General features: G+C 71.7%; 24 protein-coding genes. 9 read left to right on the top strand and 15 right to left on the bottom strand.

Features of this window, described 5'->3' with window-relative positions; all coding sequences use genetic code 11:
* From KBZ04_RS03070 to KBZ04_RS03060, 3 genes are all read left to right on the top strand, one after another.
* Positions 1-997: GMC oxidoreductase (locus KBZ04_RS03070; protein ID WP_254990425.1), on the top strand; the 997-nt coding region annotated here is incomplete at its 5' end.
* 8 nt (positions 998-1,005) lie between these two features.
* The gene (locus tag KBZ04_RS03065) at positions 1,006-2,277 is read left to right on the top strand and encodes an NHLP bacteriocin system secretion protein (RefSeq protein WP_254990424.1); all 1,272 of its coding nucleotides are present in this window, start codon (positions 1,006-1,008) and stop codon (positions 2,275-2,277) included.
* Complete coding sequence (locus KBZ04_RS03060; RefSeq protein ID WP_254990423.1) at positions 2,274-2,489, top strand: hypothetical protein; 216 nt, start codon at positions 2,274-2,276, stop codon at positions 2,487-2,489. The genes KBZ04_RS03065 and KBZ04_RS03060 overlap by 4 nt, the downstream gene beginning before the upstream one ends.
* Here KBZ04_RS03060 and KBZ04_RS03055 read toward each other — a convergent pair.
* The 6 genes from KBZ04_RS03055 to KBZ04_RS03030 form a co-directional block, all read right to left on the bottom strand.
* A complete protein-coding gene (locus KBZ04_RS03055) occupies positions 2,450-4,123 on the bottom strand; it encodes a TolC family protein (RefSeq protein ID WP_254990422.1) in 1,674 nt (557 codons plus the stop codon). The two genes, KBZ04_RS03060 and KBZ04_RS03055, sit on opposite strands and share 40 nt — an antisense overlap.
* Positions 4,120-4,359 (bottom strand): hypothetical protein, encoded by a 240-nt coding sequence (locus tag KBZ04_RS03050; protein ID WP_254990421.1) that lies wholly within the window; start codon positions 4,357-4,359, stop codon positions 4,120-4,122. Before KBZ04_RS03050 ends, KBZ04_RS03055 begins: the two co-directional genes overlap by 4 nt.
* A 5-nt stretch (positions 4,360-4,364) precedes the next feature.
* Positions 4,365-4,637, bottom strand: coding sequence for a hypothetical protein (locus KBZ04_RS03045; protein WP_094585743.1), 273 nt, complete (start codon positions 4,635-4,637; stop codon positions 4,365-4,367).
* 79 nt (positions 4,638-4,716) lie between these two features.
* Positions 4,717-5,667 carry an RluA family pseudouridine synthase gene (locus KBZ04_RS03040; protein WP_254990420.1) on the bottom strand — a complete coding sequence of 317 codons (951 nt, stop codon included), beginning with the start codon at positions 5,665-5,667 and terminating at the stop codon, positions 4,717-4,719.
* The gene (gene ylqF, locus KBZ04_RS03035; RefSeq protein WP_254990419.1) at positions 5,667-6,623 is read right to left on the bottom strand and encodes a ribosome biogenesis GTPase YlqF; all 957 of its coding nucleotides are present in this window, start codon (positions 6,621-6,623) and stop codon (positions 5,667-5,669) included. Before ylqF ends, KBZ04_RS03040 begins: the two co-directional genes overlap by 1 nt.
* Positions 6,623-7,006: a universal stress protein gene (locus KBZ04_RS03030; RefSeq protein WP_254990418.1), complete on the bottom strand. Its 384-nt coding sequence runs from the start codon at positions 7,004-7,006 to the stop codon at positions 6,623-6,625. Before KBZ04_RS03030 ends, ylqF begins: the two co-directional genes overlap by 1 nt.
* A 140-nt stretch (positions 7,007-7,146) precedes the next feature.
* Between KBZ04_RS03030 and KBZ04_RS03025 the strand changes: the two genes are divergently transcribed.
* Entirely contained in the window at positions 7,147-8,352 is a 1,206-nt protein-coding gene (locus KBZ04_RS03025; protein WP_254990417.1) for a phosphoglycerate kinase, read from the top strand.
* 31 nt (positions 8,353-8,383) lie between these two features.
* Here KBZ04_RS03025 and KBZ04_RS03020 read toward each other — a convergent pair whose 3' ends face one another.
* The 5 genes from KBZ04_RS03020 to KBZ04_RS03000 form a co-directional block, all read right to left on the bottom strand.
* Positions 8,384-8,776: a hypothetical protein gene (locus tag KBZ04_RS03020; protein WP_254990416.1), complete on the bottom strand. Its 393-nt coding sequence runs from the start codon at positions 8,774-8,776 to the stop codon at positions 8,384-8,386.
* 93 nt (positions 8,777-8,869) lie between these two features.
* A complete protein-coding gene (locus KBZ04_RS03015) occupies positions 8,870-9,277 on the bottom strand; it encodes a hypothetical protein (RefSeq protein WP_254990415.1) in 408 nt (135 codons plus the stop codon).
* Between the two features lie 98 nt (positions 9,278-9,375).
* A complete protein-coding gene (locus KBZ04_RS03010; RefSeq protein ID WP_254990414.1) occupies positions 9,376-10,779 on the bottom strand; it encodes an ATP-binding protein in 1,404 nt (467 codons plus the stop codon).
* Entirely contained in the window at positions 10,757-11,482 is a 726-nt protein-coding gene (locus KBZ04_RS03005) for a response regulator (protein ID WP_254990413.1), read from the bottom strand. Before KBZ04_RS03005 ends, KBZ04_RS03010 begins: the two co-directional genes overlap by 23 nt.
* Before the next feature lie 3 nt (positions 11,483-11,485).
* Positions 11,486-12,277, bottom strand: coding sequence for a hypothetical protein (locus KBZ04_RS03000; protein ID WP_254990412.1), 792 nt, complete (start codon positions 12,275-12,277; stop codon positions 11,486-11,488).
* A gap of 77 nt (positions 12,278-12,354) precedes the next feature.
* Here KBZ04_RS03000 and KBZ04_RS02995 point away from each other — a divergent pair, with 77 nt between their 5' ends.
* Entirely contained in the window at positions 12,355-13,437 is a 1,083-nt protein-coding gene (locus KBZ04_RS02995) for a UDP-N-acetylglucosamine--N-acetylmuramyl-(pentapeptide) pyrophosphoryl-undecaprenol N-acetylglucosamine transferase (protein WP_254990411.1), read from the top strand.
* Here KBZ04_RS02995 and KBZ04_RS02990 read toward each other — a convergent pair.
* Positions 13,421-14,560: a pyridoxal phosphate-dependent aminotransferase gene (locus KBZ04_RS02990; RefSeq protein ID WP_254990410.1), complete on the bottom strand. Its 1,140-nt coding sequence runs from the start codon at positions 14,558-14,560 to the stop codon at positions 13,421-13,423. The genes KBZ04_RS02995 and KBZ04_RS02990 overlap by 17 nt on opposite strands.
* 106 nt (positions 14,561-14,666) lie before the next feature.
* Between KBZ04_RS02990 and KBZ04_RS02985 the strand changes: the two genes are divergently transcribed.
* The 4 genes from KBZ04_RS02985 to KBZ04_RS02970 are packed head-to-tail and all read left to right on the top strand — an operon-like array spanning position 14,667 to position 19,179.
* Positions 14,667-15,578 carry an AAA family ATPase gene (locus KBZ04_RS02985; RefSeq protein WP_254990408.1) on the top strand — a complete coding sequence of 304 codons (912 nt, stop codon included), beginning with the start codon at positions 14,667-14,669 and terminating at the stop codon, positions 15,576-15,578.
* Positions 15,565-16,476, top strand: coding sequence for a hypothetical protein (locus KBZ04_RS02980; protein ID WP_254990407.1), 912 nt, complete (start codon positions 15,565-15,567; stop codon positions 16,474-16,476). The genes KBZ04_RS02985 and KBZ04_RS02980 overlap by 14 nt, the downstream gene beginning before the upstream one ends.
* Positions 16,446-18,317 carry a DUF3488 and DUF4129 domain-containing transglutaminase family protein gene (locus tag KBZ04_RS02975; protein WP_254990406.1) on the top strand — a complete coding sequence of 624 codons (1,872 nt, stop codon included), beginning with the start codon at positions 16,446-16,448 and terminating at the stop codon, positions 18,315-18,317. The genes KBZ04_RS02980 and KBZ04_RS02975 overlap by 31 nt, the downstream gene beginning before the upstream one ends.
* 10 nt (positions 18,318-18,327) lie before the next feature.
* Positions 18,328-19,179: a pentapeptide repeat-containing protein gene (locus KBZ04_RS02970; RefSeq protein ID WP_254990405.1), complete on the top strand. Its 852-nt coding sequence runs from the start codon at positions 18,328-18,330 to the stop codon at positions 19,177-19,179.
* 14 nt (positions 19,180-19,193) lie between these two features.
* Here KBZ04_RS02970 and KBZ04_RS02965 read toward each other — a convergent pair whose 3' ends face one another.
* The 3 genes from KBZ04_RS02965 to KBZ04_RS02955 form a co-directional block, all read right to left on the bottom strand.
* Complete coding sequence (locus KBZ04_RS02965; protein ID WP_254990404.1) at positions 19,194-21,413, bottom strand: type II secretion system protein GspD; 2,220 nt, start codon at positions 21,411-21,413, stop codon at positions 19,194-19,196.
* A 164-nt stretch (positions 21,414-21,577) separates the two neighbouring features.
* A complete protein-coding gene (locus KBZ04_RS02960; RefSeq protein ID WP_254990403.1) occupies positions 21,578-22,372 on the bottom strand; it encodes a hypothetical protein in 795 nt (264 codons plus the stop codon).
* Positions 22,369-22,783: PilN domain-containing protein (locus tag KBZ04_RS02955; protein WP_254990402.1), on the bottom strand; the 415-nt coding region annotated here is incomplete at its 5' end. The genes KBZ04_RS02960 and KBZ04_RS02955, both read right to left, overlap by 4 nt.

The raw sequence follows: 22,783 nt of genomic DNA, 5'->3' as shown, positions 1-22,783 counted from the left end.
CATGGCCTTCAGCCGTTGCCGCAAGTGCAACTGCTGCGATGGTTTCCCTTGCCTGGTGCACGCCAAGTCGGACGCGGAGGTGCTGGGCATCCGGCCGGCCCTGGCCTGCCCCAACGTGTCGCTGCTGACGCGGGCCCAGGTGAAGCGCCTGATCACCGATGAATCCGGCCGCACGGTGAAGGCGGTGGAACTGGAGCGGGACGGCGAGCCCCTGACGGTCAGCGGCAATGTGGTGGTGGTGAGCTGCGGCGCCGCCAACAGCGCCCGGCTGCTGCTGCTGTCGGCCAACGACCGCCATCCCCGGGGCCTGGCCAACGGCTCCGACCAGGTGGGCCGCCACTACATGTTCCACAACAGCAAGGCGATGGTGGCCCTGGCCCATGAGCCGAACCACACCGTCTTCCAGAAAACGGTGTCGATCAACGACTGGTACCTGGGCGATGCCGACTTCGATTACCCGATGGGCAACATCCAGATGACGGGCAAGACCAACGGCACGATCATGAAGGGTTACGCGCCACTGGAGACCTTCCTGATGCCCGGCTGGAGCATGGACAAGATCGCCGAGCATGCCCTCGACTTCTGGATCTCCAGCGAGGACCTGCCCGATCCGAACAACCGCGTCACCGTGACCGGATCGGGGCAGATCCAGCTCCGTTACACCCCCAACAATCTCACCGCCTCGGCGCGTCTGGTCAGCCGGCTGGAGGGCCTCCTCGAACGCCTCTATCTGCGCAACCACCTGGTGGAGCGCCAGTTCTACATCGCCAACAGCATGGGCATCGCCGCCGTGGGGCACCAGGCCGGCACCTGCCGCTTCGGCAGCGATCCGGCCACCTCAGTGCTCGACCTCAACTGCAAGGCCCACGAACTCGACAACCTCTACGTCGTCGACACCAGCTTCATGCCCACCATCGGCGCCGTGAACCCCTCCCTCACCGCCATCGCCAACGCCCTGCGGGTGGGCACCCACCTGGTGGAGCGGCTGCGGGGCTGAGGGTGGCCATGGGAACGTCGGAGGAAGCGTCGGAGCGGCAGGTGCTGGTGGCCCTCGGCACCGCCTGGGCCCTGGCGGCCGGCTGGTTCCTGATCTGGCCGGTGCCCACCGAGGTGATCGGGCGGGGGGTGGTGATCGTGCCCGGCGGTGCCACGGTGATCGATGCCCGGGCCGAGGGTCAGATCCTCAGCCTGCCGGTGCGGGTTGGCCAGCGGGTGAGCCGGGGCCAGACCCTGTTGCGCCTCTACCTCCCCACCCTGGAGCAGCAGCTGCGCCGCCAGGAGAAGGACCTGGCGGAGCTGATCCGCATCAACGCCGATCTCGATCGGCGCGACCAGGCGCGACTGACCTCGGCCCGGCGGCTGCGGGACACGGCCCTGGGCCAGCTGGAGGGCAACCGCGAACGCCTGGACGCCCTGCGTCGCGTCTACGACCAGAAGGTGGCCGATTTCCGCCATCTCGCCCGCCGCGAGGTGGTGGCCCCCCTGGCCGGCGAGGTGGTGGCCAGTGAAGACCGGGCCATCCAGCTCGACAACAGCGTCGCCGACCTCGGCATCCGCGAACGGGAGGCCATTGACGCCTGGGAGACGGTGAAGCTGGGCATCGACACCGAAGCCCAGCGGCGTCGCTTCGCCATCAGTGACGCCCGCCGCGCCGTGCGGGTCACCCAGACCCGACTGGGCTTCGACGGCACCCTCAGCGCCACCCGGGACGGGCGGCTGCTGGATCTGCAGGTGGTGCGCGGTCAGACGGTGAAACCGGGCCAGCGCCTCGGCACCCTGGGAGGGCCCGAGGCTGGCCAGACCCTGCAGGCCGTGGCCTACTTCGCCCCGGCCGATGGGCGCCGCCTGCGCCCCGGCCTGGCCATGGAGGTGGTGCCGGACTGGAACGAGCGGGGCCGCTTCGGTGGCATCCGCGGTCGTGTCGTCAGCGTCAACCTGCTTCCGGCCACCCGCGAAGACGTCAACACCACCATGGGCAACCCCCAGCTGGCGGAGGCCCTGGTGCGCCACGGACCGGTGCTGCGCACCGAGATCGCCCTGCAGCCCACAGGCAACGCCCCCGGCTTCGATGGCTTCCGCTGGACCCTCAGCCGCGGCAGCAGCGTCTTCCCGATCCGCGAGGGGCTGACCCTCAAGGCCCACGGGTATGTGGAATGGCGCCCACCGGTCAGCTACGTGCTGCCGCTGCTGCGCGACCTCACCGGCAGCTACCGCACCCTGCGCCAGCAGGAGCGCCAGGACCAGCCGCCCCTGCGGCAACGGGACGCCTTGCCGTGACCGGCGAACTGCCCTGGCTGGTGCTGGAGGCGGCCCTGTTGGTGGTGCTGCTGCACGCCAACGCCCCTGAGGTGTGGTTCTGGTTCGCGGCCCTGCTGTTGCTGCTGCTGTGGCGCTCGTTCGCCTGGCGCCAGCGCCGCTGGCAGCGGTGGCTGCAACGGCAAGGCGACGCTCAGGAGCCGCCCAGCACCAGCGGCAGTGCCACCGGCTGATCGGGCCGGTCCGGCACCGGCAGCAGTTCGCGCAGCAGCTGGGCGTAACTGACATTGGCCAGGGTGGTGGATTCGGCCACCCCCTCCATGGCGCCGGTGAGGGTGGCCACGGTGGTGGCCACATCGCTGTAGTCGGCCAGTCCGAGCTGGTAGCGGGCCCGCACATCCCGGAAGGCCTCCCGCGAGGCGCTGTAGGAGGCGCGGGCGGCCACGATCTGGCGCAGGGCGGCCCGATGGTCGTAGAAGGCGGCCTCGAGACGCTGGCGGATGGCATTGCGTTCGCGGGCCAGGCTCTGGTCGGTGCGCGCCGCGGCTGTGCGGCTGGCGGCCACGGCGCCGGCGGTGACGCCACCATCGAAGAAACGCCAATGCAGCTGCAGGCCCGCGGCCCAGTCGGAGCGCTGGTTGAGCAGCTGGGGAATGAGGGCCGAGCTGCAGCAGCCCTCCAGCTCGATCACCGGCTGCGTGATCAGCCCCTGGCCGTAGCCGCCGGTGGCCACGAGCCGCAGGCTGGGCAGCAGTTCCGCGGCGCGGCGGTCGGCCTGGCGCAGCAGGGCGTCGCGGGCCGCCTGCAGGGCCCGCAGCTGGGGGTTGTCGCGCCAGCCGCGCACGATCGTCTGCTCCAGGTCGAGGGGCCAGGGGGGCTGCAGCCGCACCGCATCGCTGGCCCGCAGGCTGACGTCGAAGGGCACGTTGATCAGGTTGCTGAGTTGGCGCTGACGGCTGAGCTGCAGGGCCTCGGCCTGCTCAAGGCGGTAGAGGCTCTGCTGCAGGGCGGCCTCGGCCCGGAGCCGATCCAGCCGCGGCACCAGACCCGCCTGCTGGAGCGCCGCCACCTGGTCGCGAACCACCGTGTCGCTGTCGGCGACGGCCCGGCGGATGCGCTGCAGCTGGTCGGCGAGCTGCAGGCCGTAGTAGGCGACGCTCACATCGAGCTGCAGTTGGCGCAACCGATCGGCGTAGCGCTGGCGGGAGGCCTTGAGGCCGTCGTCGGCCTCGGCGATGCTGGCGCTGCGGTAAGGGCTGATCAGCTCCCAGCCCAGTTCCATCCGGGCGGCGGCCGCACCGACATTGGTCTGCACCACATTCCAGCCCTGGGGCCTGACCAGAAACGGGGAACCCGCTGGATAGATGCCGTCGTTGGCGGCCCAGACCTGGCTGTAGGAGCGCTGCTGGCGGAAGCCACCGGCCAGGTTCAGGCCCAGCTCCGGCCACCAGCGTCCCCGGGCCGAGCCGGCCAGGTCCTGCTGCTCGCGCACCCCGAGCACGGCGGCGGCCAGATCCGGATCGTTGCGCACGGCCACCGCCAGGGCCTCGGCCAGGCTGAGCCGCTGGCGTCGCTCGATGCGCACCGCCTCAGGAGCCTGCGGCAGGGCCGTCGCGGCCGGGGCCGGCAGCAGTAGCGCGCCGGAGGAGGCCGCCTCTGCCGGGCCGGGGTTGTCCGCCTCCGGCGCCGCCGGCAGCAGGCTGCGGTCGAGCCGTTCGAGATCCTGCTGGAACCCCTGGAGGCTGCGCAGCAGCGCCGGGGAGGGGGGCGGCAGGCGGCGGCTCTGGGCCCCTGCCTGGGCCATCGGTGCCACCACGGCCAGCGCCAGAGCCGGTGCCAGCCAGCGGTGGGCGTGGCACCGGATCATGGCTGCCGGGGGCCCGGGGCTGGCGCCGCGTCCTTGGTGGGGGAGGCCTGCATCAGGTCGTGGAGGCCCAGGCTGGTGCGGGCCAGGCAGCCGATCGAGAAGCAGATGGCGGCGCTGCCGAACAGGCCCAGCTGCGCTTGTCGGGTTTCGCCCTCGAGGCGGGTCATGGCCAGCAGCACCACCCCGGCGGCCAGCCAGGGCAGGGTCACAACCATCCCGAGCTGGGAACGGGTCATCGCCATCAGCGCAGACCCAGCTCCCGGCGCAGCTGCAGCTCCAGCTGGCGCACGGCGCCGACCCGCGCCATGGCCCAGGAGAGCTTGCAGACGCAACCGATCGAGAAGCAGATCGCGGCGTTGCCGAACAGGCCCCAGGCGTGGCTGTGCAGGTTGAAATCCTCCGCCAGCAGCAGCCGCAGCGCCAGGATCACCAGCAGGCCGGCCACCACCCAGGGGCCGTACACCCAGCCGACGAAGAACTGATCGACGAACAGCCGACGCGGTGGCGGGGCCATGACACCGGTTGCCAGGAAGCCAAGTCTGCCTGCGGCCCCCGGTGAGACAAGCCGCCACAGCCGCAGGTCGAGCTGGCCCTCAGGTGCTGCGGCGCCTGAGGGCCAGCAGCAGCTTCTCGAAGACCTCCGGCAGGGGGGCCTCGCACACCAGCCGCTCGCCGCTGATCGGGTGGTCGAGGGCCAGCCGCACCGCGTGCAGGGCCTGGCCGGGAAGCGCCACCGGAAGCTTGCGGCAGCGGCCGTAGGTGGCATCCCCCACGATCGGATGGCCCGTGTGGGCGCAGTGCACCCGGATCTGGTGGGTGCGGCCCGTGTCGAGCTTGAAGCGCAGCAGCGCGTGATCGCCGAGGGGTTCGATCAGGCGCCAGTGGGTGCAGGCATGGCGGCCAGTGCTGTCCGTCACCACGGCGTACTTCTTGCGATCGACCGGATGGCGGCCGATGGCCCCCACGATCGTGCCGCTGTCCGCCGCGGGCTGGCCGTGCACCACCGCCAGGTACTCCCGCGAGGCGATGCGCTTCTGGATCTGCACCTGCAGCTTCACCAGGGCCTCCTGGCTCTTGGCCACCACGATGCAACCGGTGGTGTCCTTGTCGAGGCGGTGCACGATGCCGGGCCGCATCTCACCGCCGATGCCGGGCAGGTCGGGGCAGTGGTGCAGCAGGCCGTTCACCAGGGTGCCGTCCTTGTTGCCGGGGGCCGGATGGACCGTGAGCCCGGCGGGCTTGTTGATCACGATCAGATGCTCGTCCTCGAACAGCACGTCCAGCGCCATCGGCTGGGGGACCAGGTAGGGCAGGGGCTCCGGCGGCGGCATCCACAGCTCGACGGTGTCATCGGTGCGCAGGGGTGTCTTGGCCCGGCCCGTGACGCCGTTCACCCGCACGTAGCCCGCATCGATGAACTTCTGGATGCGGGCCCGGCTCTGCTCGGGCCGCTGGGACACCAGCCAGCGGTCGAGCCGCATCGGCAGCGGCTTCGGGTAGTGGAGCGTCAGCAGCTCCCCTTCTCCTTCCCCGAAGCAGGCCATCAGCTGGGGGGCGCCTCCAGTGGAGGCAGGGCCAGAGGAGGCAGCTCCAGGGAGATCGGCCCCAGCAGCGAGCGGCGGAAATCATCGAGCAGGCGCTGGGCCATGCGGGCTGTATCGCCGCTGGTGTGGCGGGCCGCGGCCGCGGCGAGCCAGGCTTCGCCATCGGGAACGGGCATCCCGCCGGTCCCTCCGGACAAGGACGGCACCGCCACCCCGTAGCGCCGCTCCACCAGCCCAGGCGCCACCCCGGCCGCCGCCACCGGCTCCAACTGCACGAGCAGACGGAGAAACGCCAGGGCCACCGCCTCGCCGTCGTAGGAGGCCTGGCCGATGTCGTCGCAGAGGGCCAGCCGCAGCCCGGCCAGCTGGTCATCGAGACGGGGGGGAAGCACGCCGGGGGCGTCGAGCAGATCGAGGTCCTGGCCCAGCCGCACCCAGCGCAGGCTGCGGGTGACCCCGGCCCGGCGGGCGCTCTCCACCACCTTCTGGCGCACCAACCGGTTGATCAGGGCCGACTTGCCCACGTTGGGGAAGCCCAGCATCAGGGCCCGCACCGGCCGCGCCCGCATGCCGCGGCCGGCCCGGCGGGCGTTGAGCTGCTCCCCGGCCCGGATCGCCGCCTGCTGCAGCTGTTTGACGCCGGTGCCCACCTTGGCATCGCACCACCACGGCACCTGGCCCCGCTCGCGGAACCAGCCGTCCCAGGCCAGGCGGGCCGCGGCGCTGACCATGTCACGGCGGTTGATCACCAGCAGGTGCTGCTTGCCCCGGATCCAGCGCTGCAGCCGCGGGTGGCCCGTGGCCAGGGGGATGCGGGCATCACGCACCTCGATCACCAGATCCACCTTCTCCAGGTTGGCGCTGAGGGCCTTTTCCGCCTTGGCGATGTGGCCGGGATACCACTGGATCGGTGGGGCGGCCGTGCTGAGGCGGACCGTGTCGCCGACATCCGGCATCAGGGCACCACCAGCACCGGACAGGGCGCCAGCTGCAGCACCCGGGCAGCGGTGCTCTGGTGGTCGCCCTCCAGGGTGATGCCCCGGGTGCCCATGACGATCACATCGGCATTGATCTCATCGGCCACATCACCGATCACGAAGGCCGGCTTCCCCTCCCGCTCCAGCACCTCACAGGCCACGCCGGCCTGGGTGAAGCTGGCACGGGCCTGCTCCAGCAGCTGGGCCACCGCGGCCGGATCGTGCATCACGCCCTCTTCGGCCTCCACCACCGACAGAAGCACGATGCGGCTGCCGTGGCGTTGGGCCAGCTGGAGGGCGACAGCCGCCGTTTCCATCGTCTGGCGGCTCTGGTCGATGGGGAACAGGACGGTGTCGAACATGGCGGAAGGCCCAGCCCCCTTGTCCTAGCGCCGACCGTTGCGGCCGCCAGGGACGGGAGGTGGGAAGAACCGAATCGCGCCAGTGGCGGGGTGGGAGGCGCCGGAGGCTAATCTCCCCCCGCCTTTCCTTACACGTAACCGTGGCGAAGCGATCCCTCTCCAGCCTCAGCGCCGATGATCTCCGCGGCAAGCGGGTGCTGGTCAGGGTCGACTTCAACGTGCCCCTCGACGACGCCGGCGCCATCACGGACGACACCCGCATCCGGGCCGCCCTGCCCACCGTGCGCCACCTGATCGACCACGGCGCCCGGGTGCTGCTGGCCGCCCACTTCGGCCGGCCCAAGGGCCAGGTGAACGAGGCCATGCGCCTCACCCCGGTGGCGGCCCGCCTCAGCGAGCTGCTGCGCAAATCCGTGACCAAGACCGACAGCTGCATCGGCCCCGACGCCGAGGCCAAGGTGGCCGCCATGGCCGATGGCGATGTGGTGCTGCTGGAGAACGTGCGCTTCTTCGCCGAGGAAGAGAAGAACGACGCCGGCTTCGCCGAGAAGCTGGCCGCCCTGGCGGACGTCTATGTGAATGACGCCTTCGGCGCAGCCCACCGGGCCCACGCCTCCACCGAGGGCGTGACCAACTACCTGAGCCCGAGCGTCGCCGGCTTCCTGATGGAGAAGGAGCTGCAGTACCTGCAGGGGGCGATCGATGAACCCAAACGCCCCCTGGCCGCCATCGTGGGCGGCTCCAAGGTGAGCAGCAAGATCGGCGTGCTCGAGTCGCTGATCGACAAGTGCGACAAGGTGCTGATCGGCGGCGGCATGATCTTCACCTTCTACAAGGCGCGCGGCCTGGCGGTGGGCAAGAGCCTGGTGGAGGAGGACAAGCTGGAACTGGCCAAGGAGCTCGAAGCCAAGGCGGCCGCCAAGGGCGTCCAGCTGCTGCTGCCCACCGATGTGGTGCTGGCCGACAACTTCGCCCCCGACGCCAACAGCCAGACGACCGCCATCGACGCCATCCCCGACGGCTGGATGGGCCTCGACATCGGCCCTGACTCGGTGAAGACCTTCCAGGACGCCCTGGCCGACTGCCGGACCGTGATCTGGAACGGCCCCATGGGGGTGTTCGAGTTCGACGCCTTCGCCGCCGGCACCAACGCCATCGCCCACACCCTGGCCGACCTGAGCGCCAGGGGCTGCTGCACGATCATCGGCGGCGGTGACTCCGTGGCCGCCGTGGAGAAGGTGGGCGTGGCCGAGAAGATGAGCCACATCTCCACCGGTGGCGGCGCCAGCCTGGAGCTGCTGGAAGGCAAGGTGCTCCCCGGCGTGGCCGCCCTCGACGAAGCCTGAGCCGGGCGCCTCTGCGGGGTTGGCGACGGGCCTAGATGGTCGCCTTCGGTGCCCTTGCGGAGGAGCCGGTCCTGTCCTGACGCGGGGGCAGACCGAAGCGGGCCCTGAGGGCCTGGGCCTCTGACCGGATGTCGGCCTTGAAGCGTTCTCGGGCCAGTTTCTCCTGCCGCTCACAGGCCTGGAAGGCGTCCCAGGTGTTGGCAGAGGCAATGCAGCGATCGGCCTCCTGAAGGATGGCGATACGGGCAGCGTGGCTGCGGCGTTCCAGGTCGCGACGCGCCTGGAACATCTCCTGGCGCTGCTGTGGACTGAGGCGTCGCTGGCCGGCCCCTGGAGCCTGGCTCTGGGCCAGGACCGAACCAGGAAGGGCGACCAGGGCCAGCAACAGCAACACCTCAGACAAGTGGCGATGGCGTGGCTTCATGACGGCGGCGGAATGGTTAGGAACAAGCGTGGGATGAAAACCTGTCCAAATGGCAACCGGTCGCGCCGAAGCCATGACTGGCTGTGACCGGCCTCAGAGGGTGCCGGGGGTGCCGGGGCGGCCCTCACCCCACTTGCCTTTGCGATCACCCTTGCCCCACTGGGGCATGGCGATGCCGTTGCGCTCAAAGAGCGCCTGCATCGCGGCTCGATGCTGCTGACGCTGCCGCTGGCTGGCGTCCCGCTGCTGCTTCATGCAGGCGCGCAGGGCTTCGCTGCTGGCGGCGGCGCTCAGGCAGCGCTCACCGTTCTGGAGGATGGAGATGCGGGCCTGCTGGTCGCTGATCGCCAGCCGCTTCTGCTCGGGAAAGATCTTCTGCATCTGCGCAGGCGTCGGCCGTCCGGCCTCGGAGGGGCCGCTCTGGGCCATGGCGACACCGGTGGAGCTGAGCACGGCGGCCAGGACGGCGATCCGCAGGGGTTGAAGCAGGTGGGAGGGCATGGGAGGAACTTTCTTGAACATTTCCATCGTGACCGGCAGGTGTGACGGCAATCCGACTGGCCACTCGCCAACTGTGACCAAATGCGACTGATGCTGGCTCACGCCCCCGGCAGGGGCCAGGCCCTCAGGGCCACGGCGAAACGCCCCGGCGGCGGCTCGGCGGTGGCAGCAGCCTCCAACCGGCGCAGATCGCCGCCATGGTCGCGGGCGACCTTGGCGGCGATGGCCAGGCCCAGGCCGCAGTGCCCCTCACCACCGCGGGCCTGATCGAGGCGCTGGAAGGGGGTCATGGCCTTCTGCCACTGCGCCGGGTCGATGCCCTCACCACAGTCCCAGACCTGGATCTCGAAGCCGCTCTCCACCGGCCCGGAGTCGCCCTGGGGCCGCACCGCCCCGTCCGCCGGGCCCAGGGGCCGCAGGACCAGCCGCAGGGGCGGCCGGCCATAGGTGAGGGCGTTGTCGAGCAGGTTGCCCACCGCCCGCGCCAGCGCGATCGGCCGAACCCGCCGCACCAGGGGCTCCAGATCCAGCTCCAGGGGCACCTCTCCCACCGATGCCGCCGACTCCGCCACCAGGGCATCGAGCGGCACCAGGACCGGCGTCTCGCCGGCTTCGGCCCCGGCGAAGATCATGAACTGGCGCGTGATCCGCTCGATCGAGCGGATGTCGGCCTGGGCCCGCTCCAGCTCCTGGGGCGCCATCGGCCCTTCGGCGGCGAGGGCGAGGCGCAGGCGCAGCCGGGTCAGGGGGCTGCGCAGGTCGTGGGCGATGCCGGCCAGCATCATGGTGCGCTCCCGGCCGGAGTCCTCCAGCCGCAGCAGCATGGCGTTGAAGCGGGCCATCAGCTGACGCACCGCCGGGGCGCCCTGGTCCGGCAGGGCCTCGGGCAGGGCCTCGAGGCCCACGCCGGCCAGGGCCTCCTGCAGGCGGGTCAGGGGGCGCTGGATCTCCAAGGTCAGGAACAGCAGCAAAGCCCCGAGCGCCCCCAGGCCGATGGACAGGGACAGCACCCATGGATCGGGCGGCCAGCCCCGCGGTGAGGGCAGGGAAACGAACAGCCACACCGGCTCGAGGGGTGAGGCCATTTCCACCCATACCCCCCGCCGTGGGGAGACGGCGGGCTGCACCGCCGGACAACGGCCCAGCCGGCGGCACAGCTCCGTCTGCAACCTCTGGGTCTGCCAGCGCAGCCGCTGGTCTCCCCGGCCGACCCAGGCCGCCGTCGCCGCCGGCTCCGGCCGGCGCCCCACCACCAGTTGCATGCCGCTGATCTGGCCGAGCACCTCCGGGCTGAAACGCTCCAGGGCCACCTCCCCCAGCACCAGGTTCGAGGCCACCTCCGAGCCCGTCTGGATCAGCAGCTGCTGGGCCAGGCGCCGACCCACGAGCAGGTGCAGCAGCAACAGGCTGAGGGCCGCCGCTCCGGTGCCGGCCAGCAGGTACGCCAGCGTGCGCCCCAGGGACGGCCGCCAGAAGTGTTCAGGACTGGCGGGGCTTGCCATCGGGGACGAACACGTAGCCGTAGCCCCAGACCGTCTGCACATAGCGGGGCCGGGCCGGCTCCGGTTCGATCAGCCGCCGCAGCCGCGACACCTGCACGTCCATGCTGCGGCTGTCGGTGTCGCTGCCGGGGCCCCGGGCCAGTTCGATCAGCCGCTCCCGGGACAGGGGGCGGTGGGGGTGCTGCACGAAGGCCGCCAGCAGGGCGAACTCGCCACCGGTGATCGTGAGCGCCTCCCCCTGGCGCTCCAGGGTGCGGGCCGCCAGATCCACCTCCAGGTCGCCGAAGCCGATCCGTTCCCCGTCGGGCTGGGGCAATCCGCCGGGGAGGGTGCCGCGGCGCCGCAGCACCGCCTCGATGCGGGCCGTCAGCTCCCGGGGCAGGAAGGGTTTGGCCAGGTAGTCGTCGGCCCCCTGCTCCAGGCCGATGATCCGGTCCACCGCATCGGCCCGGGCCGTGAGCATCAGCACCGGCAGGTCATCGTCCCCGTCCCGCAGGCGCCGCAGCAGGCTGAGGCCGTCGTCGCCGGGCAGCATCAGGTCGAGCACGAGCAGATCGGGGCGCTGGCCCTCGAGCCGGGCCATCAACTGGGCGCCATCGCCCATGCAGCGGACCTCGTAGCCCTGGTCCCCCAGGTAGGTGGACAGGAGGTGGCGCAGATCCGGGTCGTCATCCACCACCCAGATCCGATGCGGTCGGCCCATGGTTCAGGGCTCGAGCGATTGGCGATCAGCCACGACGCGCACCCGCTTGGTGGCGCTGACGATGCCGTCGGGGTGCACCAGCAGCACCGCCCAGGTCTGGGAGCCGGGGGTCAGGGGGGCCTGCACGGTCTTGAAGAGTCCGCCGCCGCCGAGGGCGCCGAGCTCCATGCTCGGGCTGGCCATCGTGGCCTGCTGCTGGGGAGTGATCGCCGCAATGCCGCCGGCTGCGAGGGCCCCGTCGAGGGGATCGTCGAAGATCACGTCGACGTCGTAGCGCTGGCCGGTCAGCACGGCGTCCGGGATCAGCAGGCTCACCGGCAGGGGCTTGTCGCCGCTGCGCAGCAGGGATCGCTCCCGCAGCACCGTCTGGCCATTGATGCGGGTGCCATCGCTCTGCAGGGCCAGCTGCTGCTCCGCCTCCAGCCGGTAGGTGGTACCGCCCTGGCGCCGGGTGCCGTCCACCCGCAGGGTCACCGTGGGCTGGCCGTTGCGCAGCTGGGTGCCGCTGCGCAGCTGCCAGCGGGCATCGGGAAACTGCTGGCGCAGCAGACGGCGACGGCTCTCCAGCTGGGCGGGATCCAGCCCGGGGCCGGCCTGAAGCAACGCGGCCAGGGCGGTGTCGGAGCTGCTGTTGAGGGCGCTCTCGAGGGCCTGGAGCTGGGCGGGGGAAGGGGGAGCCGCCAGGGCGGGGGCCACAGCAACACCGGCCAGCGCCATGGTCGCCAGGAAGGTGCCGAGCCGCTGCGGCGACCGAACCGGGGACAGGGAGGCGTTCGGCGGGCGGGACGGGGCCATGGAGTGGGAGGGAACCGGGGCGGCGGTGAGCGGACCGGAATCGGCTTTTAAGTTAGGCGCGCTTGTCCCACCCGCCCATGCCGACCCTGCTGATCGCCGCCAGCGGCACGGGTGGCCACCTGTTCCCCGCCCTGGCGGTGGCCGAAGCCCTGCCCGCCGACTGGCAGGTGCACTGGGTGGGGGTACCGGACCGGCTGGAGACCGACCTGGTCCCCAGCCGTTACCCCCTGCACATGGTGCGGGCCGGTGGCCTGCAGGGCCGGGGGCTGCGCAAGCTCTGGAACCTGCTGCAGCTGCTGCTGGCCGTGCTGCCGATGCGGCGCCTGATCCGGCGGGAGGGGGTGAGCGTGGTGTTCAGCAGCGGGGGGTACATCGCGGCGCCGGCGATCCTGGCGGCCCGCTGGTCCGGGGTGCCGGTGGTGCTGCATGAGAGCAACGCCATCCCCGGGCGGGTGACCCGGCTGCTGGGCCCCCTGTGCACGCGCGTGGCGGTGGGCCTTCCCCAGGCGGCCGAGCGACTGCCCCGCTGCCGGCCCCTGGTCTGCGGCACCCCGGTGCGGCGGGACTTCCTCACCCCCACCCCCCTGCCGGAGTGGGTGCCCGGAGGCGACGGCCCCCTGCTGCTGGTGATGGGGGGCAGCCAGGGGGCCCTGCGCCTCAACCGCATGGTGCGGCCCCTGCTGCCGCAGCTGGCGGCCAGCGGCTGCCGCATCGTGCATCTCACCGGCAGCCAGGATCCGGACGCCGGCCAGCTGCGCCTTGAGGGTGTGGTCGAGCGGGCCTTCAGCGATGAGCTTCCGGGCCTGCTGCAGCACTGCGACCTGGCCATCAGCCGGGCCGGCGCCGGCAGCCTCAGCGAACTGGCCGTCTGCGGCACGCCGGCGATCCTGGTGCCCTTCCCGGCAGCCGCCGACCGCCATCAGGACGCCAACGCCGCCGCCGCCGCCAGCCTGGGTGCCGCGGTGATCGTCTGGCAGCACGAGCCCGGCGAGCCCGCCCTGGAGCGGGCCGTGTGGCGGCTGCTGGGGCCGCGCCTGCGGGGCACCGCCGCCGCCGCCGACCCCCTCGTGCCGATGGGCGACGGCATGGCGTCCCTGGCGGTGCGGGACGCCGACCGGCGGCTGGTGCAGGTGCTGGAGCAGCTCATCGGCCGCGGCTGATCCGCTCCAGGGCGGCCAGCAGGCGCCGGTTGCGGGCCCTGTCCTGCAGGGCGATCCGCAGCCAGTTCTCCCCCAGACCCTCGAAGGAGCGGCAGTCGCGCACCAGGATCCGGTGCCGGCGTTCCAGCGCCAGCCGCAGCGGCTGGAGCGAGTCGGCCCCAGGGGTGCTCCGCACCAGCAGGTAGTTGGCGGCCGAGGGCAGGGGCTGCAGTCCGGGCACCGCCGCCAGACGGGCCGTCAGCCAGGGGCCCTCCCCAGCCACCCAGTGCTGCACCCGCCCCTGCCAGCGCCGCAGGCCGGCCTGATCGGCCATCAGGCCCTGCCCCGCCGCCGCCGCCAGGCCGTTGACGGGCCAGGGGTCACGCCAGGCGGCCCAGCGGGCCAGCCGCTCGGCACTGCCCAGGGCGTAACCGAGCCGCAGACCGGCGATCGAGAACAGCTTGGTGAGGCTGCGGATCACCACCAGCTGGGGATGGGCCGCCAGCAGCGGCACCAGCGACTGCTCCTCGCCGGCCGGCACCAGCGGCAGGAACGCCTCATCCACGATCACCAGGGCGAACCGCTCCAGCAGGGGCTCCAGCGAGGCCCGGCTCCAGAGCTGGCCGGTGGGGTTGTGGGGATTGGTGAGCCACAGCACGGCCGGTCCGGACCCGGCGGCCTCGGCGGTGTTGGCGGCGGCCTCGGCCAGGGGCCAGGGGCCTGGTCCCGCACCGGACCAGTCGAGCGGCAGGGGCAGGGGGCGCCAGGCGCCGCCCCAGCAGTCCAGGGCCCGGCGGTAGTCGGCGAACCCCGGCGCCGGCAGCAGGCTCAGTCCGCCGGCAGCGGCATCCCGCGCGGCCCAGGTGAACAGCTCGGCCGCCCCGTTGCCGGGCAGAACCCCGGCCGGATCCAGCCCGTGCCAGGCGGCGATGGCCCCGCGCAGGGCCCCATAGCCCCGGTCAGGATAATCGCGCAGATCGCTGCCGAGCGCCCGCCGCAGCAGCAGCCACAGCCGCGGCGGCGGGCCGAAGGGGACCAGGGAGGCGCTGGCATCCAGCAGCTGGTCCGGACGGCAGCCGAGCCGTCGGGCGGCCGCCTGGAGGTTGCCCCCATGGAGCTCCGGCGGTTCAGGAGGCCCCGTCACCGGGTGGGGAGCTGGCACCGGCTCCAGGGAACATTCAGGAGGTTGTAACACGGATGGGTGGCGGGGCTGCTGCAATGGGTGGGCCATCGGTGCGTCGCACTCCCCCGTGCCCCCTTCCCCCCTCCAGCCGGTGATCGGCGCGATCGGTGCGGTGCTGCTGGGCAAGGAGCACGAGGTGCGGCTGGCCCTGGCCTGCCTGCTGGCCCGCGGCCACCTGCTGATCGAGGACCTGCCCGGCATGGGCAAGACCACCCTGGCCGAGGCCCTGGCCCGCAGTTTCGGGCTCGGATTCAAGCGGGTGAGCTTCACCAGCGATCTGCTGCCGGCGGATCTGACGGGCCTGAACGTGTTCGATCCCGCCGCCGCCAGCTTCCGCTTCCAGCCCGGTCCGCTGTTCAGCCAGGTGCTGCTCGCCGACGAGATCAACCGGGCCAGCCCCCGTACCCAGAGCGCCCTGCTGGAGGCGATGGCCGCCGGAAGGGTGAGCGTGGACGGCACCAGCCATTCCCTGCCCCGGCCCTTTCTGGTGATCGCCACCCAGAACGGCCTCGACCAGGGGGGCACCTCAGCCCTGCCGGAATCCCAGCTCGACCGGTTCCTGATGCGCCTCAGCCTCGGCTACCCCCCCCGCCAGGCGGAGCGGGCCCTGCTGCAGGGCGAGGGCCTGCGGCCCGACGGCCTCAGCGGCGCCTTCGGGCCGGAGGACCTGCTGGCCCTGCAGGACCGCGCCGACCGGCAGCACTGCAGCTCGGCCCTGCTCGATTACGTGCTCGACCTGCTGGAGCGCAGCCGCCGCCAGCCGGCCCAGGGCCATCCCCTCTCCCCCCGTGCCGGCCTGGCCCTGGTGGCCGCCGCCCGCGCCTGGTCGCTGCTGGAGGGCCGCGACCATGTGATTCCGGACGACGTCCAGGCGGTGCTGGCCCCCGTCTGCGAGCACCGCATGGACGGCGGCCAGCGCGGTGGCAGCGACGGGGAGCTGAGCCAGCGGCTCCAGGCAGGTGTCGATGGACTTCGGTAGGCCCCAGCAGGGCGAACGGGTGCGCCTGCGGATGCGCAACCTGTACATCCTGCCGACGCGCTTCGGCTGGCTCTGGCTGTCGGGCACCGTGCTGCTGCAAGTGATCGGCGTCCAGATGCAGAGCAACGGCACGCTGCTGCTCAGCTTCCTGATGCTGAGCCTGTTCCTGCTCACCCTGCACCTCACCCACTTCAACCTGCAGGGCGTGGAACTGGGCTGTGGCACGCCCGCACCGGGTTTCGCCGGGGCCCCGGTCCCCTATCCGATCCGGCTGCGCTGCCCGGGCCGCAGCGAGGGGGTGCGCCTGCGGCTGGGGGGGGAGGCGTCGGGTCCGCCGCTGTCGCTGGCAGCGGGGGAGCATGAGCTGGCCGTGGCCTGGACCCCGCTGGCCCGGGGCTGGCAACGGCCCGGGCTGCTGCGGATCCAGACCACGGCGCCCCTGGGGCTGTTCTGCTGCTGGTCGCGCTGGCATCCGGAGACGGCCCAGCTGATCTACCCGGCCCGACGGGCCGGACCGGTGCGGCTGCTGGCCGCCGGGTCGGCACCGCTGGTCGGCGAGCCGGCCCTGGCCAGCCGCCAGGACGGCAGCGACGACTGGCGCGACCTGGCCCCCCATCGCCCCCAGGACAGCCCCAGCCGACTGGCCTGGAAGCTGCTGGCCCAGGGGCGGGGCGAATACGCCAAGCGTTTCCTGGATCGCCCGGAAGCGGCCCCCCTGCTGGCCCCGGAACCCGGGCTGCCCCTGGAGACAGCCCTCGAACACCTGAGCGAGCGCATCTGGAGCTGGCACGGCCGGGGCCTCAGCTACGGCCTGGAGCTGAACGGCCAGACCGTCGCGCCCGGGCGGGGGGTGCTCCACCGGGACCGGTGCCTGACGGCCCTGGCCTGCTGCCGATGAGCGGCGCTGCCGCCCCGCTGCAGTGGCTCACCATGGGGTTGCTGGCCGTGGGGCTGCTGGGCCTGTCGCCCGCCCTGTCCCTCAGCCTGCTGGCCTTCGGCCTGGCGGTGCTGACGGCCCTGAAGCTGCGCGAGGCCCGCAGCCTCGAGGAACGGCGGGTGGTGGCCCTGCTGCAGCTGGTCTGTGCCGGTCTGCTGGCGGCCCTGCGCCCCGAGCTGGCCCCGAGTCTGCTGCAGGGCCTGGCCATCCTGATGGCCCTGGCCGGGCTGCTGGCCCTGGAACTGGGGGCCGGCCCCGACTGGAAGGCCCTGCTGCGCCGCAGCCTGCAGGTGCTGCTGGCGGCCATGCCCATCGCCCTGGTGCTGTTCCTGCTGCTGCCCCGGCTGATGCCCTTCACCAACTTCGGTGCGGGCCAGGGGATGGGGGCGATGACCGGCCTCAGCGACAGCATGGAACCGGGCTCCATCGCCAGGCTGGCCGTCAGCCGCCAGGCCGCCGCCCGCGTCGCCTTCCCCCTCGGCGGCGAGCCCCCGCCCCTGGAGCAGCGCTACTGGAGGGTGATGGTGCATGAACGCTTCGATGGCCGCAGCTGGCGCAGCGCCGCGCCATCCTTCGCCCGACCGGCGGCCGGCCAGCCCGCGCCGCCGCCGCCGCCCGCCGCCCCGGGGGAGGGGATCCAGCTGTGGCTGATCGAACCCAGCGGCCTGGCGGCGGTGCCCTGGAGCGGATCCGGCCGGCCCCTGTCCGCCGACCTGAACCTGCAGCGCAGCGGCGAACTGCTGAACCGGGCCCCGGGCAGCCAGCGCCGCGTCTACGCCCTGACAGAGAAATCCGATCAGTCCGGCTGGCGCACCGCCCCCCCCGGCCCCATCGACCTGCTGCTGCCGCTGGGGGAGAACCCGCGGCTGGAGGCCCTGGCCGCCGGCTGGCGGCGCCTCGGCAGCAACCGGGAGCGGCTGGACGCCGCCACCGGCTGGTTCCGCGGCCAGCCCTTCCGTTACACCCTCGAGCCCGGGGCCCTGCCCCGCCAGGCCCCGCTCGACCACTTCCTGTTCGAGAGCCGGCTGGGCTTCTGCGGCCACTACGCCAGCGCCTTCACCACCCTGATGCGGGCGGCGGGGGTGCCGGCGCGGGTGGTGAGCGGCTACCGCGGCGGCCAGTGGGTGCAGCCGGTGGGCGGCACCGGCTACGTGGACCTGCGCCAGGCCGACGCCCATGCCTGGAGCGAGGTGTGGCTGGACGGGGAAGGCTGGCGGCGCGTCGATCCCACCGCCTGGGCGGCGGGGGACCCCCTGGCGCGCTCAGGGGCTGCGGGCGCCGGGAGCCGTGCCGGCGGCGGCCCGCTGGACTGGATCCAGCAGCAATGGTGGGGCCTGGACATCGCCTGGGCCCGCTGGTGGCTCGGGTACGACGGCGAGCAGCAGCAGGCCCTGGTGGCCCGGCTGCTGGGCGACCGGAGTCACCTGCTGGGGGTGGTGGTGCTGCTGGCGGTGGCCGTCAGCCTGGCCGCCGGCCTGGGGGGCCTGGGCTGGCTGGGCCGTCGCCGCCGTGGCGATCCCCTGCGGCTGGAGCTGGAGCGCACCCTGCGGGCCTTCGCCCGGCAGGGCATGGCACCCGCGGCGGGGGAGACCCTCCCGGTCTTCGCGCAACGGCTGCAACAGCGCTGGCCGGCCCTGAGCGGTCCCCTGGAGGCGTTCGTGGCGCACTACCAGCAACAACGGTTCGCCGGCGTCCCCGGGCCAATCGGGCGACGCCAGGCACGCCGGCTGGGACGGGCCCTGCGCCGCTCCTTGCGAGCCGGCAACCGGTCGCAGAACGCGGTACAACGGGAGCACCCCTGAACAGGCCACCATGACCAGCGTCCATGGGTCCGCCCGGAGTCTCTCCGCTACCGGCCGGGGCCACCTCAGGGGTCTGCTGATCACCGGGTCAGCGCTGCTGACCCTGCTGCTGGCGCCGGCTCCTGGTCAGGCCAGCAGCGACACCGACCTGATCCGGCTGCTGAACCAGCGCAACTGCCCCCGCTGCAAACTCCAGGACGCCGATCTCGTCCATGCCGACCTGCGGGACGCGGATCTGCGCGGTGCCAAGCTCCAGCGCGCCAACCTGGGCCAGGCCCGGCTGGATGGGGCCAGCCTCCAGGGAGCCGACCTCCGCTTCACCAGCCTCCAGGGAGCCTCCCTGCGGGGCGCCGATCTGCGCGGGGCCAACCTGGAGGGCACCGACCTGCGCCAGAGCGATCTGAGCGGTGCCCAGCTCGATCCCGGCGGACTGGCCCGCAGCCACTGGCAGGACGCCCGCGGCGTGGGACCGTCGGTGCTGAGCTATCCCGAGCTCCACAACGCAGGGGTCACGGCCGCCCTGGAAGGCCGCCATCCCCAGGCGGAACAGCTGTTTTCCGACGCGATCCGGCTGCAGCCCGAGGCGGCGATCAGCTGGGTGGCCCGGGGCCTCAGCCGCACCGAACAGGGCAAGACCGAGCTGGCGGCCGCCGACCTGAACTACGCCGCCGTCCTCTACGGACAGGCCGGCGAGGAGGCCCAGGCCAAGCAACTGACCGAGGTGGCCACGGCCCTGGTCAAACCCGGCAGGAAGGCCAACGAAGGCAAAGGCATGGGAGGCCAGATGCTCAGCGGTGCCGCCGGTTTCGCCTCGGCCGTGGCTCCCCTGGCGATGAAGTTCCTGCTGCCGCTGGCCTTCTGATCAGACAGCTCGGTTCAGGGCGTGGGCTGGGGCGAGCCTCCGAGGAACGCACGGGAGGCCGGCGTCGAGGGCTGATAGCCGTAACCGAAAGTGCCGCCCTCGGTGTCATTGATGATGCGTGGCGTCACCATGATCACCAGCTCCCGCTTCTCGCGGTTGTTCGACGAAGCCCGGAAGAACTGCCCGATGATGGGGATGTCCCCAAGAATTGGCCATTTCGACACCAAGGCCCGGTCGAAATCGGAGATCACGCCGGTGAGGATCAGGGTCTGGCCATCGCGGACGCGGACCACCCCCGTATCCAGGCGGCGGATGCGCAGAATGCTGATCGGGGGGCACTGGTCACCGGCGGTGACTTCCCGCTCCACCGCAGAGATGCTGGGCGAGAGGGAGAAGGTGACGAAGCCGTTGTCGTCGATCTTCTCCACACGGGCCCCAAGCACCAGACCCGCCGTCGAGAGTTCACTGATCGTGCAGCTCACCGTGGCCGATGTTCCGGTCACGTTGGAGGTGACATTGGTGGGCACATTGATGCCAACCCGCACAACACCTTCATTGCCCTTCTTGCGACCGATGGGGGCATCGATGTTGTCGAAGGAGGAGGAGAAGAGGCTGGAGCCGGCCGTATCCCCGCCGCCACCACTGCCGCCAGTGGCATCTTCACGCAGTTCCCTTGGATCTTCCTGAAGAATCAGGGTGGGACTGGCGAGCACCTTGGAGTTATCGGCGAGGATGCGTGCCTGGAAGAAGTCGAAGAAGTTGTTATTGGGATAAAGCGGCAGGCCTGTCGTCGGATTGACCGCAGCACCGGGATTCACTTCCCCACGAAATCCCTGGAATGGTGTCGCGGATGGAAACTGGCCATCCAAGGGGCCCTGCAAGCTGGAGCCCCCGAGAACACCGCCGAAGTTCGCCGCCAGGGTGCCGTTGTCGTTGACAATGAAGTTGTTACCCCAGCGGAAGGCGAAACTGTTGTAGAGATCGGTGTCGTTCTGGAGGTTCACATCAAGGATCTTCACCGACAGGGCCACCTGCCGCTGGCGCAGATCCAGTTGCTTGAGGTACTGCTCGGCGATGGACACCAGCCGCGGAGCCCCCACCAGGGTGATGGTGCCCAGCCGGGTGTCGGTGGTGGCCCGCAGGCCGATCAGGGGCCCGTTGGTGGCCCCGAAGGACTCCACCGTGGTGGTGGTGCTGGCGGTGGTGGTGGAGGCGGTGGGGCTGCCGACGGGAGCGGCCGTGGCGGCGACCCCCTCGGACACCGCCGTGGTGATCGTGTTGGTCTTGGTGACCTGGGCCCCCAGGTTGGCCAGGTAGTCGGCGGCGGCGTTGGCCGGCACCTGGTTCAGCCGGTAGACCTTCGAGAGCTGGGAGCCGAAGCTCTTGGCCAGCACGTTCGGGCCGGCGAAGATCGTGTTGCCGTCGCGCTTGCCCTGCAGTCCGGCGGCCAGGAGGGCCGAGTTGATCGCCCGGCCGTAGTTCTCCCGGCGGAAGGAGATTGAGATGGGCCGCATGTCGGGGGCCGTGGAGGCTGGCGCGGTTCCTCCCGAGGCGGCGGTGGCCGAGGTGTCACCGACGTAGACGAAGCCATAACCGCCGAGCTGGCTGAGGGCCATCAGCACATCCTTGGCAGGGGCGTTGCGGAGGGTCATGGTGACCGGTGGCCCGCTGACGCTCACATAGCTGGGGTTGCTGATCGTCATGGTGCCCACGGCCATGTCCCCCAGCGGCGGCGCCACGGCGCGCGGCTGCAGGGGCGGGATGAAACCGGGCTGGGGCACCCGTCCCGGGGTGTTGACGTTGGGGGTGAGGGTCTGGAGGGTGCTGAGCGCAGGGGCGTTGAAGGTGAGGATCAGGCTGCGGCCGTCGGCGCTCACAACGGGCCGGCCGACCGGGAAGCCCGGGGTGGGGGAGACCTTCAGTTCGAAGAGATTGCCCGAACCCTCGAAGCTGATGCTCTGCAGCCCCGCCTCGGGCAGGGAGAGCCGTACGGGGCCGCGACGCAGGGCCATGGGAACGGCCGTCTGCAGCCGGCCCACCCAGACCGCTCCCTGGGTGGTCTGCTGGAGGACGGGGGAAGGGCCGGTCCCTTCGATCATCACCTCAACGGAATCAGGCAGTCGCCGCAGCTTGATGTCCAGGGCGCCGCTGGCCTGGACACCGCCGCCCTGGGCGAGGTCAGGGAACTGCGCGCTGGGAGCAACCGAAGGGGATGGAGTGGCCGCAGCCGCCATGGCCGAGAAACTAGCCCCCTGTTGCAGAGTCACCACACCGAGAGAAGCAAAGAAAACGTGCCGCCACTGACGTTTTGCCACGTTCCGTTGCTCTCCGAATCGGACGAATGGTATCCGCGATTGTGGGAAACGGCCAGTTGACGGATCCGGTTGCATCGGCATGGTCAGTTGGGAGTTGGGGGGGGGGCTGGAGCCGGTGCTGGGGCTGGCGCCGGTGCTGGGGCCGCCGCCGCTGCCGCCGCTCCCGCGGCAGGGGGCTTGGCCGGGGCCGGGGAGCGGCTGTAAAGGCCAAGGGTGAGCTTCATCACCACGTCGTTGCTGGCCTTCGGCTGGCCCGGCTGGGTCGGTCCCGCATCGGGGAGGGAGAGGTTGAGGTCGCTTTGCACCACCAGCACGTTGAGGGCTTCGAGGCGCCGCAGAAAGGCCAGCAGAGAAGGGAATGAACCCCGGGCCGACACCAGCAGCGTGCGCTGGGTGAGACCCTGCAGGGCCAGCGGATCAGCCGGCGGTGCACCGGCTGCGGGGGGGGTGCCCGGTGGCGGGGCTGCCGCAGGTGGTGCCGCAGGCGGGGCGCCGGGGGCGGGGGCCGCCTGGGTGGGCTCGAACAGGGTCAGCTGAACGGCCGAAGCCCCGGCCTCACGGTCGAGCATGGCCACAAACGTGGAAAGGTCGCCATTGCCCGTGATCAGCCGTTCGATCTTGGCCTTGCTGGCCATGGCGGCCTCGGTGTTTTCCTGGGTGGCCACCAGCTGCCCACGCATCAGCGCCACCTGGTCACGCAGCTGCTCCAGCTCCTGGAGTCGCTGGCTGTCACGCTGCAAGGCGGCCCACAGGGGCAACAGGCCGGCCAGGACGATGACAAGACCCAGCCCGCCGAGAACCGCCGCCGGCAGGGTCAGCCAGATCAGGCGCAGGGTGGCAACGGGGAGCCTGGAGGACCCCTGCTGAAGATTCGTCATGGGATGAGGCCCTCCGCCTGCAGAAGTTGAAGCCGGCGCGCCATGCCTTCCGATCCAAGCTGCCGCATGACGACCAGCTGACGGGCGGGAGCCAGGGTGGCGAAGGGTCCGGACAACTCGAAGCTGACGGCGGCGGCGGGCACAGGTCCGGTCTGCCCGGGGACCGGGGGGGCCGCGGGGACACGCTCCAGCTTGACGAGGGTCACCCCTTTGGACTTCAGCAGGGGAGAGCGGGCCAGCTCCAGCTGCAGGGCGTTGATGCGGGCAAAGGCCAGGGGATCGAGGGCCTGCCCCTTGAGCACCAGATTGTCGCCCTCGGCCTCCGCGCTCTTGAGCTGGACACCCTCGGGGGTGCGCAACTGCAGTTCGGCCAGGAGAGCCGAGGAGGTGCGCAGGGTGGTGAGGCCTTCC

The organism is Cyanobium sp. N5-Cardenillas (genome assembly GCF_024345515.1).
Lineage (GTDB): Bacteria > Cyanobacteriota > Cyanobacteriia > PCC-6307 > Cyanobiaceae > Cyanobium.
The sequence above is the reverse complement of the archived record's forward strand: the minus strand, read 5'-3'. Positions and strand labels throughout refer to the sequence as shown.